The 14,537-nt window shown below is 44.0% G+C and carries 12 protein-coding genes and 2 pseudogenes; 9 read left to right on the top strand and 5 right to left on the bottom strand.

The window, feature by feature from the left end:
* The 4 genes from QUB51_RS24150 (at position 1) to QUB51_RS24135 (ending at position 4,556) form a co-directional block, all read left to right on the top strand.
* Positions 1 to 1,161 carry a glycosyltransferase family 4 protein gene (locus tag QUB51_RS24150; RefSeq protein WP_333263582.1) on the top strand — a complete coding sequence of 387 codons (1,161 nt, stop codon included), beginning with the start codon at positions 1 to 3 and terminating at the stop codon, positions 1,159 to 1,161.
* Positions 1,162 to 1,260: 99 nt separating this feature from the next.
* A complete protein-coding gene (locus QUB51_RS24145) occupies positions 1,261 to 2,490 on the top strand; it encodes a glycosyltransferase (protein WP_333263579.1) in 1,230 nt (409 codons plus the stop codon).
* A 59-nt stretch (positions 2,491 to 2,549) separates the two neighbouring features.
* Positions 2,550 to 3,632: an NAD-dependent epimerase/dehydratase family protein gene (locus QUB51_RS24140; RefSeq protein ID WP_333211141.1), complete on the top strand. Its 1,083-nt coding sequence runs from the start codon at positions 2,550 to 2,552 to the stop codon at positions 3,630 to 3,632.
* Positions 3,633 to 3,749: 117 nt separating this feature from the next.
* Positions 3,750 to 4,556 (top strand): WecB/TagA/CpsF family glycosyltransferase, encoded by an 807-nt coding sequence (locus QUB51_RS24135; RefSeq protein WP_333211143.1) that lies wholly within the window; start codon positions 3,750 to 3,752, stop codon positions 4,554 to 4,556.
* Between the two features lie 67 nt (positions 4,557 to 4,623).
* On the opposite strand, the gene QUB51_RS24130 is transcribed toward QUB51_RS24135, so the two are convergent.
* Complete coding sequence (locus QUB51_RS24130) at positions 4,624 to 4,947, bottom strand: hypothetical protein (protein ID WP_333393095.1); 324 nt, start codon at positions 4,945 to 4,947, stop codon at positions 4,624 to 4,626.
* Between QUB51_RS24130 and QUB51_RS24125 the strand changes: the two are divergent.
* From QUB51_RS24125 to QUB51_RS24110, 4 genes and pseudogenes are all read left to right on the top strand, one after another.
* Positions 4,892 to 5,928 (top strand): annotated as a pseudogene (locus tag QUB51_RS24125) (IS5 family transposase); the annotation flags it as partial. The gene QUB51_RS24130 and the pseudogene QUB51_RS24125 sit on opposite strands and share 56 nt — an antisense overlap.
* A 672-nt stretch (positions 5,929 to 6,600) precedes the next feature.
* Positions 6,601 to 6,951 (top strand): hypothetical protein, encoded by a 351-nt coding sequence (locus tag QUB51_RS24120; protein ID WP_006635783.1) that lies wholly within the window; start codon positions 6,601 to 6,603, stop codon positions 6,949 to 6,951.
* Between the two features lie 107 nt (positions 6,952 to 7,058).
* Entirely contained in the window at positions 7,059 to 8,579 is a 1,521-nt protein-coding gene (gene ycf46, locus QUB51_RS24115; protein ID WP_333057291.1) for a stress-responsive protein Ycf46, read from the top strand.
* A 130-nt stretch (positions 8,580 to 8,709) separates the two neighbouring features.
* Complete coding sequence (locus QUB51_RS24110) at positions 8,710 to 9,063, top strand: DUF1257 domain-containing protein (protein WP_006635781.1); 354 nt, start codon at positions 8,710 to 8,712, stop codon at positions 9,061 to 9,063.
* Between the two features lie 170 nt (positions 9,064 to 9,233).
* On the opposite strand, the gene QUB51_RS24105 is transcribed toward QUB51_RS24110, so the two are convergent.
* Entirely contained in the window at positions 9,234 to 9,572 is a 339-nt protein-coding gene (locus tag QUB51_RS24105) for a hypothetical protein (protein WP_333057267.1), read from the bottom strand.
* A 23-nt stretch (positions 9,573 to 9,595) separates the two neighbouring features.
* Entirely contained in the window at positions 9,596 to 9,865 is a 270-nt protein-coding gene (locus tag QUB51_RS24100) for a glycosyltransferase (protein ID WP_333057268.1), read from the bottom strand.
* A gap of 1,125 nt (positions 9,866 to 10,990) precedes the next feature.
* Here QUB51_RS24100 and QUB51_RS24095 point away from each other — a divergent pair.
* Positions 10,991 to 11,323, top strand: a pseudogene (locus QUB51_RS24095) (transposase); the annotation flags it as partial.
* 865 nt (positions 11,324 to 12,188) lie between these two features.
* On the opposite strand, the gene QUB51_RS24090 reads toward QUB51_RS24095, so the two are convergent.
* Together QUB51_RS24090 and QUB51_RS24085 are read right to left on the bottom strand one after the other, a co-directional pair.
* On the bottom strand, positions 12,189 to 12,515 hold the full coding sequence (locus QUB51_RS24090; protein ID WP_333057269.1) for a hypothetical protein: 327 nt from the start codon (positions 12,513 to 12,515) through the stop codon (positions 12,189 to 12,191).
* Between the two features lie 173 nt (positions 12,516 to 12,688).
* A complete protein-coding gene (locus QUB51_RS24085; RefSeq protein WP_333057292.1) occupies positions 12,689 to 14,113 on the bottom strand; it encodes an aspartate ammonia-lyase in 1,425 nt (474 codons plus the stop codon).
* Positions 14,114 to 14,537: the final 424 nt, after the last annotated feature.

Raw genomic sequence — 14,537 nt, 5'->3', positions numbered from 1 at the left:
ATGGTTGATAGAAATGAACTCCGCATTGCTTGGCTTGTCCCGGAAGTGGAACTGGGAGCTTACTGGCAGCCTGTTTTGAGGGAATTTACAAAAATTTTTAAGAATACTGTATTTTATACTGGTCGTGTTTGGTCTGGGTTCGATCCTACACTGCCGGGAGCATCGGCAATTCAGTTGGTAGGGGAAACTAAATTTGTCGAGACGGAAAAGATAGAAACAGGATACGATCGCGGATTCATTGTAGTATCGCCTAGTATTATCGGCTATTTGCTAAAATTTAGACCTCATGTGGTCTTTCCCCAAGCTTTCTCTTTGTGGACTGTAATTGTTGCGTTTTTAAAACCGCTACTGAGGTGGAAAATTGCCATTATTTACGATGGTAGTTCCCCCAATACAGACTTTCGAGATTCCAGTTTTAGGACATTTGTGCGCCGCATCCTTGTGCGGTTTGCCGATGCTTTTGTTGCCAATAGCAATGCGGGTAAAAAATATCTGATAGAAGTTCTCAACGTACCGGAGGATAAAATTTTTACCAGAACCTATCTAGTACCTGATGCGGGAGCTTTGATTAAACTATTAGATCAAACTCAGCCGCCCAACTTGCCGTTAAAGCGCCCGATTTTTCTGTATGTAGGGCGGATCACATCAAGAAAGGGAATTAAAACGCTCTTAGAAGCTTGCGCTATTCTTAAAAATCAAGGTTATGTTGATTATTCGCTGTTGATTATTGGGAAGGGAGATCAGCGCGAAGAACTGGAAGCATTTATTAAAGAGTGCGATTTTGAAGAGCAAGTAACGTGGGCGGGATGGGTAGAATATGGAAATTTAGGTGCTTATTTTCAGCAAGCTGATATTTTTGTTTTCCCTACTTTTGAGGATGTCTGGGGAATGGTTGTACCCGAAGCGATGGTGTTCGGGAAACCAGTCTTGTGTTCAAATGGTGCAGCTTCCTGTGAGCTAATTATATCAGGTGAGAACGGTTATATTTTCGATCCTAGCAGTGCTAAAGAGTTAGCGGATAAAATGCAAATTTTTCTAGATAATCCTGATTTGATTGAGTCGATGGGAGAGCAGTCACGACAGATAATTTCTCAAAAAACTCCCGAAACAGCAGCTAAAGCTTACGTCGAAGTTACATCTTTTTTGATGGAGAATAGGTGAAGCAAGTTCGGCAACGGATTTTTTAAATGATTTAACGGAGGGATGGAAGAGGGTAGAGGGAAAAATTAGCAATTACCACTTAGCAATTACCACTTAGCCATGAAAGTTTTATTATCTGCGTTTGCTTGCGAACCGAATCTGGGTTCCGAAGAGGGAGTAGGATGGAATACTGTTATCCAATCTGCTAAACATCACGAAAGCTGGGTATTTACTCGCACGTTTTGTCGATCGTACATTGAAGCAGAACTAGAGCGGAACCCAGTGCCCAACCTGCACTTTGTTTATTTTGATCCGTTTGGGTGGAGCGAAGATTGGAAGGGGAAACAAGGATTGCTGCAACTTCACTACTATCTGTGGCAAATCTGGGCTTATTTTATCGCTCGGAAGCTCGATCGCGAAATTGGTTTTGACATAGTACATCACGTGACTTATGTCAAACATTGGTCTCCCAGTTTCCTGGCGCTGTTGCCGCATCCTTTTATTTGGGGGCCTGTGGGGGGTGCAGAAGCAGCACCAAAGCCTTTTTGGCAAGATTTTAGCCGCCGGGGGAAAATTTACGAAACGCTGCGGGCATTGGCTCAAAGCGTAGGAGAACGCGATCCGTTTGTGGGTCTGACGGCGCGCCGCAGTGCCGTGGCACTGGCGACTACGGAAGAAACCGCAGCCCGACTGCGATTTCTTAAAGCAAAAAACGTGAAGATTTTCTCGCAAGTCGGTTTATCGCAGCAGGAAATTCAAGAACTAGAGAAATTTCCTACCCCGCCGGAGCAACCAATTAGATTCATCAGTGTTGGTCGTCTCTTACATTGGAAAGGGGTGCACTTGGGACTCCGTGCATTTGCGGAGGCGAAGCTGGAACAATCGGAATACTGGATTGTGGGAGACGGCCCGGAAAGGCAGCGTTTGGAAGCTTTGGCAACAGAATTGGGACTGGCAAATAAAGTATTTTTTTGGGGAACTTTATCTCGCAGTGAAACTCTTTCTAAAATGGGGGAGTCTCACGTTCTCCTCCATCCGAGTTTGCATGACTCTGGCGGATTTGTCTGCACGGAAATGATGGGGGTTGGTCGTCCGACGATTTGTTTGGATTTGGGGGGTCCGGCTACTCAAGTAACGGCTCAAACGGGGATTAAAGTGGCTGCTACTGACCCAGATCGCACTGTGCAAGGTCTAGCAGAAGCTATAGTGTGTTTAGCCCAAGATCGTGAATTGCGAGATCGCTTGGGTCGATCGGGCCAAACGCGCGTCAGGGAAATCTATGATTGGGATGTTAAAGGTCTATTCTTTGCCCAATTGTGCGAAGATGTATTCGATGGAAAATCAGGATAACTTCTGATGGGTTCGATCGGGCAAAACAAAGAAAACTATATTTTTTCAGGCGGTGAAACGTGGGCGTTGCAATCATTACTGGCTCGGCGGGTTTAATTGGCTCTGAGGCGTGTCAGTTCTTTGCCAAACAAGGCTTAGATATAGTTGGGATCGACAATAATATGCGCCAGTTCTTTTTTGGTGCTGATGGTTCCACAAACTGGAACCGCCAACTGCTCGAAAAGTCTTTGGGTACCAAGTATTATCACTTAGATGTGGACATTCGCGACTATGAAGCGATTACCAATATCTTTCAGCGGTACGGCGAGTCGATCGAATTAGTAATTCACACAGCAGCCCAGCCCAGCCATGATTGGGCTTCCCGTGCTCCGAAAATAGACTTTACAGTCAATGCCAACGGCACTCTCAATCTTCTAGAAGTAACTCGCCTGTACTGTCCCAAAGCGGTTTTTATTTTCACTTCTACAAACAAAGTATACGGCGATACGCCTAACAATTTGCCTTTAATTGAATTAGAACACAGGTGGGAAATTGAACCCGGGCATACTTACGAAGGTGGCATTCGTGAAGATATGTCAATCGATCAGTGCCTGCACAGTTTGTTTGGTGCTTCTAAGGTAGCTGCTGACGTTTTAGTACAAGAATACGGTCGATATTTTAATATGAACACCGCTTGTTTTCGCGGCGGCTGTTTGACAGGTCCCAATCACTCTGGAGCTCAATTGCACGGCTTCCTAGCCTACTTGATGAAGTGTGCTGTCACGGGAACTCCTTACACCGTGTTTGGCTACAAAGGCAAGCAAGTTCGCGATAACATTCATAGTGCTGATTTAATCTCGGCATTTTATGAATTTTATAAAGCTCCCAAAAGCGCCCAAGTTTATAATACAGGAGGAGGCCGGTACAGCAATTGTTCGATGTTAGAAGCTATCCAGATGTGCGAGGCAATTGCGGAACGCAAGTTTAATTGGACTTATGCTGAAGGGAATCGCATTGGCGATCACATTTGGTGGATTAGCGACAATTCAAAATTTTCCAGTCACTATCCCAACTGGAAAATGAAATATAACGTTAAACAAATCCTACAGGAGATTTATGAATGTAACCGCGAGCGTTGGCTGAAAGAGGATTCCAATGATTGAGTGGGGCAAAAAGAATGTGCTGGGAATTTCGGTAAACGAGTGAAGAATACAAAGTTAAACAAATCTTAGGGGAGATTTATGAGTGTAACTGCGATCGTTGACTTAAAGAGGTGCTCCATGATTGATAAAGGGAAAAAGAATGTACTGGGCATATTAGTAAATGCCGTTAATTATGAAGCGGCGGTTAGCAAAATTATTGCGGCAGCCAGCGCCGGAAAACCAATGTCAGTTTCTGCCCTAGCGGTTCACGGGGTAATGACTGGGGTTCTCGACAGCACTCATCGTTATCGGATTAATCACATTGACTTAGTATTGCCAGACGGACAGCCCGTCAGGTGGGCATTAAATTGGCTATACCATACGGAATTGCCTGATCGAGTTTGCGGGCCGAATGCGATGTTACAAATCTGCGAACGTGCGGCAGAAGAAGGATTACCTATCTATTTGTACGGCTCTCAAGCTTCTGTACTGGAAGCTTTATCTCGCAATCTCTGCCAGCGTTTTCCCAAGTTAATTATTGCTGGAACTCAGCCTTCTAAATTTAGGCAGGTTTCGCCCCAAGAGAAAGAAGAAATTGCACAGCAAATTCGCAACAGCGGTGCAGCAATTACTTTTGTCGGTTTAGGGTGTCCGCGACAAGAAGTCTGGGCTTACGAATACCGGGATGACTTATCAATGCCGTTGATTGCTGTAGGTGCTGCTTACGATTTTCATGCGGGTAATTTGGCTAAATCTCCTGACTTTTTATCTAAAATAGGTTTGGAATGGCTGTTTCGGATGATTAAGGAACCTCGGCGCCTTTGGCAGCGGTATGTTTTTTTGAATCCGCTTTATATCTGGCTGTTTTTGCTACAAGCTTTGAAAATCAAACAGTTCGACCCCACAGACGCCACGCCGCCTGTAGAAGAAGTATTATATGGTTGAAATTTAAACGTTTCTGGTGAATTATGGGCGATCGCAAGTAAAAGCTAAAAAAGCAAACACATCGTAACTAATCGTTTTGAGGTGCAAGTGCGATCGCCTGTTCAAAAAAACTTCTATCAAATCCGCTGACATCGGAATTATAGTGGGAGGTTAAGAGTTCGCTATCCAAATCGCGAGTTCTTAACATCCCACTGAGATGATCTGAATATATTAGGGCTTGCTGAATAATCGATCGCATATTGCGTGGCGAAAGGTTTCGATCGCGCGAGCGAGAGTAAAGTCGCCGTGATAAACAGGTAAAATAGGTCAAAACCCGTGCATAGCCACCTGCGATCATGTACAGAAAAGCTGAGCTTGCTCCCCTCCAACCCTTAGACTTTGAACTAACCAACGGATGTAAATTGTCAGCCCTCAACCGTTGGGTAAAAATGGCCCAAATAATCCCGTGGGATGAATTTGAATCAGAATATGCGGCTAACTTCCCGACAGCGCATGGTGCACCAGCCAAATCTTTTCGGATGGCGTTGGGAGTATTAATCATTAAAAAAAAACTGGGAATTAGCGATCGTCCAAGAGTAGAACAGATTAGGGAAAACCCCTATCTACAATACTTTATTGGTCAATCAAGCTACAGTAACGAGCTACCCTTTGACCCCTCTCTATTAGTTCATTTTCGGCAACGAATTAGCCAGAATCTAATTAATAAACTTAACGAACGAATGGTTGAAAAAATCCGCTCCATCACCCCAGTTAAACCATAAAAAAAAAGGATTCGGACGCCAAAAATGAGTCACCCAATCGCGGAAAATTAATCATAGATGCTACCTGTGCCCCAGCCGACATTACCTATCCGACCGACTTAGGACTATTAAACAAAGCCAGAGTTCATACCGAAAAAATTATAGACATCCTGTATAAACAGATCAAATATCAAACCAGTAAAAAACCAACAACCTACCGTAATCTAGCAAGAAAAGACTACTTAGCAGTAGCTAAACAAAGACAGCCCACCCGAAACAAAAGAAAACAGGCACTAAAAAAACAGCTCCAATATATTAAAAGAAATCTACCTCATATTCAACAGCTAATCGATGCAGGTGCGACCATAGAATGCCTGAACAAAAAGCAATATAAAACCTTGCTAGTCCTTACAGATGTCTATCGCCAACAGCAATGGTTATTTGATAATAATAAACAGAGTATTGAGGATAGAATAGTAAGTTTAAGCCAACCCCACATCCGTCCGATAGTCAGAGGAAAAGCCGGAAAAAGCGTAGAGAGGCGAGCCAAACTATCAGCTAGTTGCTTTGAAGGGTATGTATTCTTAGATCGGATGAGCTGGGATAATTTTAACGAATCAGGAGACTTAAAACAATAGTTCGGACAGTTTTTGGCCCAATGGCTTATGCTCGCTTGACTTTGAGCCACTGTGGATAATTAAATCAATGTCAGCTCCACCCCTGACTTACATTTAATTCGACTTTTTTATGCTCCTTGCCCCGCGTAAGCTTGTAGTATAGTTCCAAAAACTGTCCGGACTATTGTTAAAGAATTTGGAGATAATTATGTAATTAATTTTGCTTGACTACTTAATTTTCATAAAAAATATAAATTAAAGTTAAAAAAGTTAGACTAAAAAAAGTTTGATGGCTTTGATTTTTGAAAAATACCAGTAATATCATCACATCTGCGGAATGTGGGTTTTAGCTTAACTTGTCAGTAATGACGGCGCACTCATGAGCGGGCTGGGCACTGATGGCGCACCTTACCCCAGATGGCGACTCAAAGAATTTGTTGGCCCTACTCCTATATATCTATTGTTCATATTTATAGTTGGTCGATCGTCCTTGACGCTACCCATACCTGCCGCTGCACCTCGGCCTCATCAGCTACACCCCTAACTTTTTCGTTGTTAACAGCCCCAGAGTTACCTCAAATGTAACGAAATATTACAAGATGACGCTAAAGCAGCATAGAGGCTTGACAGCAAAGAATTAAGCGGCTAATCTGATATACATACCCGGGTAAGTCAATTCACTGTCCTATGCAAGAAAAGCAAAAAGTTACATTGTATCTTCCACCAGAACTGCATCGCCAGCTCAAAATCCGAGCCGCAGTCGAAACTGAACCGATGTCATCAATTGCAGAAAGGGCAATTGTCTTCTACCTAGGAAATCCCGAACTGGTTGACGAAGTAGAAGCCTCCTACGGACAAACCCATCGGGTATACAACTGTCCAGAATGCACGGGTTCAGTAGTAATGCGAGATGGAGAACTGGCATCCGTAACAAGTCAGCCGAGCGTATTGGCTGAACAGGATCTTCCAGTAAAGCAGGTGTCGGGCGTCAGTGCCAGCACGGCAAAACCGGGAGAGGAAGAATTGGTTCCCTGCTAAGAATGCCTTGCTTCCCCAAAAAGCTAAAACTGAACATTTCAGTAAGAGGGCTAATGGCAGCATTGAGATTCAGCAAAGATAGCACCGTCTCTAGTGGGTCGAGGAATATGCAAGAAGAGATCAGTATTCTAATCCAAGCTCAATATCCTCTGATCTACCTCGTGACATCCGAGGAAGAGCGGTGTGAGCAAGCAATTTCGACAATAGCTCAAGCAAAACCACAGCGACGAGTATTTATCTGGACTGTAACTCACGGCATTGTGGAGTATGGTCAACCCCGCACCACCACCCAACACAACACCGTCTCGCCAGAGGCAGCAATTGAATGGGTGATCAGGCAGCGAGAACCCAACAGTAACGCTAGCATCTACATTTTCAAAGATTTGCATCCTTTTATAGATTCTCCTCCGGTAACGAGGTGGTTGCGCGATGCGATCGCCCACTTCAAAGGAACGCAAAAGACAATTATACTGATGTCTCCTTTGCAGCAAATTCCGATCGAGCTAGAAAAGGAAGTAGTGGTATTAGACTTCGCGTTGCCAGACATGAAGGAACTAAACCAAGTATTGTCTGGTCAGTTGGAACAAACGAAATCGCGACGCATTACCACAGAAGGGCGAGAAAAACTTTTAAAAGCAGCCTTGGGATTGACCAAGGACGAAGCTGAAAAAGTTTATCGCAAAGCTCAAGTTTCGACTGGGCGCCTCACAGAAGAAGAAGTAGACATAGTTCTTTCGGAGAAAAAGCAATTAATTCGGCGCAACGGCATTCTAGAGTTCATTGAAGAAGACGAAACCCTGGATGCAGTCGGCGGCTTAGAAGAGCTGAAGCGGTGGCTGAGACAGCGTTCCAACGCCTTTACAGAAAGGGCGAGAGAATACGGTCTGCCCCAACCAAAAGGGATGTTAATTCTCGGCGTACCGGGATGCGGGAAATCGCTGATTGCCAAGACCACCTCCCGCCTCTGGGGACTGCCCCTGCTGAGGCTAGATATGGGTAGAGTCTACGACGGCTCGATGGTGGGTCGATCGGAAGCCAACCTCCGCAATGCCCTCAAAACCGCAGAATCCATCTCTCCAGCCCTCCTCTTCATCGACGAACTAGACAAAGCGTTTGCAGGAGGCACTGGTTCGGCCGACTCAGACGGAGGCACCTCCAGCCGGATTTTCGGTTCGTTCCTCACTTGGATGCAAGAAAAGACTTCCCCAGTCTTCGTAATGGCAACAGCCAACCGAATCGAGCGGTTGCCGGGAGAATTCTTGAGGAAAGGCAGATTCGACGAACTCTTCTTTGTTGATCTGCCTACCAAAGAAGAACGCCAAGATATATTTAAGATTCACCTGTCAAAGCGCCGTCGGGAAATTACTCGCTTCGATTTAGAGCAACTTTCCAATGTTTCCGAGGGCTTTTCAGGTGCAGAGATTGAGCAAGCGCTAGTAGCCGCAATGTACGAAGCCTTCGCTCAAGATCGAGAGTTTACGCAGCTAGACATCATCGCGGCCATTAAATCCACAATGCCACTGTCTAAAACAATGACCGAACAGGTCACCGCCCTGCGAGATTGGGCTAGACAGCGTGCACGGCCCGCTGCGTCTTCCGTCGCTGAATATCAGCGAATGGAATTTTAAAAGCTTTCTCCTGGTCCAAACAGGAGCAAAGGCTAGCAACAGCTAGCAGTTCGATTCAAGAGCCGCCAAGCGGCACCGTTAAATCCAGACCGTTGTTGTTTCTCTCTCAGTTTTATTAGGAGGAAATCCAATGTCTCACTTTAGCACACTGCGTACCAAAATCACCGATGCCGAAATCCTGAAAGCTTCCCTGCGCGACTTGGGCATTTCAGTCAAGTCAGAAGCTGATGTTCGTGGCTATAACGGTCAGCGCGTTCGCTCCGACATCGTGGCGATTCTGGAAGGCGAATATGACCTGGGTTGGTCTCGCAATAGCGATGGTTCTTTTGACCTGATTGCCGACCTCTGGGGCGTCGCCAAAAAGCACAATCAAACTGAGTTAATCAACTCCATCAACCAGAAGTACGCAGTCAACAAGACCTTGGCAGCAGTCAAGCAGCGCGGTTTGCAAAATGCCAACGTTAAGCTGGTAGTGCAAAACTAATTGAACTGCATATTTCCAAGCTCGCGGGTTAACCAAACAAACGGGTTAACCCGTTTTTAGATCGCTAGGAGGTAGAGGGGGGTCTTTGGGCCGCCACATACTTTTTTAGCACTCCCAAGCAGCAGCTTTCAACCTGAAAGCTGCTGCTTTATCCTTTAATGGTCGGCTTCCTAATGCTTAGGACAATCGTCGATCGTTTGTTGAGAAATTTCAAGTATTCGATCGACTTTGCGTTCCCAATCAAAAGGCTGCCGGACTCGTTCCCGTCCCGCACAACCCATACTCTGCCGCAATTCTGGTGACTGAGCGAGCTTGAGCATCGCATCTGTCAGTCCCTTGACAAAGCCTTCTCTGGAAGCGGGTTCTACTAAAATACCGCAAGTGGAATTCAGATAAGGATCGCGAATTAAATAATTTACACTCTTGAAAGTGGGGAGTAGGGGATGGGCTGATAGCCCGCCCTTTCTGGACGGGCTATAAGAGCCCATCCCACAAGAACCATCACGCATTGTAAGTTATTTAATTCTCATTCCTAATCTGCCGGGCCGCCCCAGTTCGTTGCTATGACGGGCAAGCCCACTGCCATTGCCTCCATCACCACTGCCGGGCCGCATTCCCGCACACTGGGGAAAACCATTGCATGAGCTTGTTGCATTTTGAGGGCGCACTCCCCCTGAGACAGCCAGCCACTAAATACAACGCTGCTGTCGATGCCTAAGCGAGCTGTTTGAGCTTCGAGTTCCCCTCGGATTTGCCCATCACCGATGATTTCCAACCCACATTCGGCACTCTCAACTGGCACATAGGCGGATTGAGGGGGGAAATTTGATACTCCCCACCGATGAATCGGGGGGATTCTTGATTAAGACCACAAAGGGACTTTCAAAGGCGTTATCAATGCACCTCTACCCACTCAGCGATTGCACAAATCCAAGCCTTGCGTATATTTTGTTTGTTTGTTTATGCTTTCAGAGTCCATCACAACGCCAGATAGGTACGCTCAATAATTCACTATTGCTTGTTTGGTCAGGCTACAGTCAAGCTGAGACGAACCAAAGAAAGGAGTTTCACCTTATTAAATTATTTCAACACGTGGATGGTTATTCTTAATCACGTTATAATTATACCGCTTTGTATTAATACCAATTCACTATGAAGGTACACGCTCATGTAGGCTAAAAGTAGAGGAGATGCAATATGGGCAACAAATTTAAGGTAGAAATCCCGGAAACGGTTGAGGAACTAGAGCATCGACTCGAACGGGCTATAACCGCAGTAAGTAAAGAAAAATTACTGCTATTATACTGAATTGCCACCAAAAAAATCAAAACAAGAGAAGAATTAGCCACGATGCACCGATCGAGACGAATCAACAATATATCGTTGGTTAAGAGCTTACAAATAAGGTGGAATTACCTCATTACTCACAGTAAAAAAAAGCTCCCGGTAAGACTCCACATATACCGCCCGAAGTTAGATAAAAATTAATCAAAAAACTGCAAGAGCCAGAGGGGGAAACAAGTTATGGCAAATTACAGATATGGCTAGAAAAAGAATGCGGAATCAAAGTGAGCTATAAAGTCGTACATGACCTAGTTCATTATAAATTAAAATATTACCTCTCTCGTCCCAAGACCCCAAAGCAATAAGGTGAACGAAGTTGCACAGACAAACTTTTAAAAAAAAAACTGTGGGAGATTATCAAAGTAATGATTAAATATTTCGGAACAGGACAGCCTGTAAGGATATGGTGTCAGGACGAGAGTAGATTTGGATTGATTACTATGCAGGGCATGATGATTACATTGAAGGGGATAAAACCAGTCGGAAAAAAGCAATGGAAGCGAGGAAAATTCTATGTGTATGGAGTTGTATAGCCATAACAGGTGAACTATATTATCAATAATTTTCTCAGCTCAATCACAACTGCTTTCAAGAGTTTTTACATAAATTTGCTGAAAAATACTCAGACTATTTCAATCTAATTATCATGGATAATGGTAGCTTTCATAAAGCTCTCTTATTAGACTGGCATGACCATGTAATGCCAATATATTTACCTGCCTATAGTCCTGAATTGAATCCGATTGAAAGATTGTGGGAACATACAAAAAAAGACCTCAAGTGGGAAAATTATTCGAGTTTAGATAAACTCAAAGAACAGGTAGATATAATTATCAAATCTCTCACGAATGAAGAAGTTTTATCTCTCTGTGGTTGGGACTATATCCTTGAAGCTATATTAAGTGCAGGTTCATAGTGAATTGATATTAGTGAGAAAAACATTATCATTCTCGAAAAAGCTATAAAATCAGATCGGGGCAATCTGGAACGTCATCCACGAATATAACCAACAAGTCAGAAAAAAAATGGGGATTGCATAACAATATCGATTGTTTTTCTCTGTCCTTTACAAAAAAAAATACCAAAATATGTTCGATATTGTTGCCAATATTCCAAGGCGACTAAGACATCTTCTTCGAGAGTTAGGATGGTGCGAAGTCCTCTTCTGTCTTTATTATTTTCTACAGCAAAGTTCACCTTTGGCGTTAACTATTGCTTTGAGGGTTTGAATGTTGATACCAAATCAACGTGGAAATTGACAAGATTGCAAATTTATATAAGATTGATTTTTCGTGATTTACTTATTGTGTAATGACAACAGAACTTTCTAGCATCTTATCCTGTCTATGGCAAGACAAGAGTGAAAATAAGTTACGAGTTGGGATTCAATTAACTCAAGCAAAATGTTTCATTATATCATAAAATTATTTTACAATAGGTCTAAGCTGTTGGGCATCTAAATTGTATTTTTGGGGCGGGCTAAGAGTGCCAAACCCTACTCCCCACAAGACTTTTTTTAAATTTGACTATACAATTTAAATGCACTGGGAGCATCTCATATTTGTAAAAACACTTCTTCTGGGTCCTTCCTTCTTCCTCTTCCCTCTTCCCTCCTGCCTCAAAACTCCTGCCTCAAAACTCCAATTTCTAGCGGAGGCCTGCTTTCATTGAGATGCTCCCAATGCACTTCAGCTTAAGCTCAATGTAACGCAGGCACGGAACACCCTAACCAGGGTGATATGCGCCTGCGTTATCAAGAATCATCTCAATACAAATGAACCCTAACTATTCATCGGCAATCTACCAGATGCAGCCCGCTGCATGGTACTAACTCGCAGCGAGTTAGAGAATATTCCTTGACCTTGCAGTTCAGGGATAGCAGGTTTTACTTCTACTTTTACCACCCTGGCTGTGCAGATAAAAACCGTTTGATCGGCTAAATGGAAAGTCAACCAAGGTTGATTTAACAAATTCAGCAGTTCTTCTTGTAGTTCTTGTGCAGGTATCGGAATAGTGAAAGTTTCAGCCTGACCTTCCACATAATGAAATGTCACTTGAGTTGTGTTCTCTTTATCTTGAGTTAATTTGGCAAAAGAACCGGCGCGCATAAATTTTGCTCCCCAACTTTAGACTATAAAAAAAATCAGAATTAAATCTAAAAAATTTGAATTCTGAATTGTTTAACTTTAACCTGTGACAGGGCTGAGGCAGAACTCAGAAGACTGAAGGCAGAATTAAATCGAGTTCAGCCTTCTAGTTTATAGCTGATTCCTGCGATCGCCTATACGTTAGCAGAAGATGTTGGCATCGCACTCATTTTCTCTAAATCTAGAACTTTTGCCAAGTCTTCTGCACTCATTAAACCCCTTTCTAGCACAATTTGCCGCAAAGATTTGCCGGTTTCTAGAGATTCTTTGGCGACAGCGGCGGCGTTGAGATAGCCGATGTGAGTGTTGAGGGCGGTAACGAGGGCGAGACTGCCTTCTGCGTAGGCGAGACATCGATCGCCCTTAGCTTCAATTTTGGCGAGGCATTGTGTAGTCAAAGCGCTGATGGTATTGCCCAAAATTTCGATGCTGTGAATGAGATTGTAGGCAATCAGGGGCATCATCACGTTCAATTCTAATTGTCCCGCTTGGGCGGCAAGGGCGATCGCGCTATCGTAACCCATAACTTGAAAACAAACCATCGATGTCATTTCTGCCATCACAGGGTTGTATTTTCCCGGCATAATTGACGAACCAGGTTGCACAGGAGGCAGTTGAATTTCTTTCAAACCCGTTTTCGGCCCGGAGTCCATCAAACGCAAGTCATGGGACATTTTAACGCAATCCTGAGCGAGATTTCGCAGTGCACCGGAGACATTTACAAACGGTGCCATACTCTGCATAGCAGCCATTAAATGCTTTGCTGGTTTCAGGGGGTGGTCAATTAATTCGGAGAGAATTTCAGCAACTTTTTGACAGTATTCAGGATGAGTATTTAACCCGGTTCCTGCCGCACTTCCCCCCAATCCCAGGGATGTCAAATCATCGGATGCCCTGTCAATTCTCAAGGTATGTTCTCTGAGAATTTGCGCCCAAGCGCCGAAGGTGTCGCCGAGTCGAACCGGCACGGCATCTTGCATATGAGTGCGGCCGGATTTAACGATATCTTTGAATTCTTCTGCTTTGTTTTCTAGGGCGACTACGGCATCCGACAAAGCCGGAAACAGAGTTTTTTCTAACGCCAACAATCCGCCAATCCGAATCGCCGTCGGAATCACATCATTTGTCGATTGACCGTAGTTTACATGATCGTTAGGACTGACGCGCTTGTAGTTGCCTTTTTCATCGCCCATAATTTCCAAAGCGCGATTTGAAAGAACTTCATTAACGTTCATGTGGTGAGAAGTTCCGGCGCCGGCTTGGTAGACATCAACTACAAATTGATCGCGCAATTTGCCAGCTAGGATTTCATCTGCTGCTTGGACAATTGCTTGACTGATGTCTTGGGGAATGCAGCCTAGTTCACCATTGGCGATCGCCGTTGCTTTTTTAATTAAAACACAAGCATCAACGTATGTTGATAAAGGCTTAATGCCGCTAATCGGGAAATTTTCAATAGCCCTTAGAGTTTGGATGCCATAATAGACATTAGATGGGATTTGTTTGTCTCCCATCGAGTCGCTTTCGGTGCGATAGGTTGCGGTTGGCTTTTGAGTCATATCGTCTGGTTTGTGAGAATTAGGAATTGGGATTTTTTTTAAGAATGCTGACTGCCACTGCTGTTTTACCGCGTCGGCGGACTCAGTAAAATACAAGTCAATCGATTTTCGATTTTCGATTTTCGATTTTCGATTAAAGAATTGAAGCATTGACCCCACGGATAAACTGGGGGGGCAAGTTTATCGGATACAGGTTTTTTATTTCTCCACGGATGAATCCGGGGGCTTGTATCCTGGATGCTTTCGCTCACGATTGTAAATAATTATCTCACACTCCGAGTTAAATCTCAAATCTCAAATCTTAAATTAAGATTATTTACCTAAAAGTGTGCAAGAATAGTTGTGTAATTCCGAGTTGTTTAGAACGCCTCCTTCTGTACTTGAGCAGATAAATTTGCGTGCTTAAAAATAAATATTAAACCAG

This window comes from Microcoleus sp. AT8-A3 (assembly GCF_036705675.1).
GTDB lineage: Bacteria > Cyanobacteriota > Cyanobacteriia > Cyanobacteriales > Microcoleaceae > Microcoleus.
Note: the sequence above shows the minus strand (reverse complement) of the source record. Positions and strands in the feature narration are given on the sequence as shown.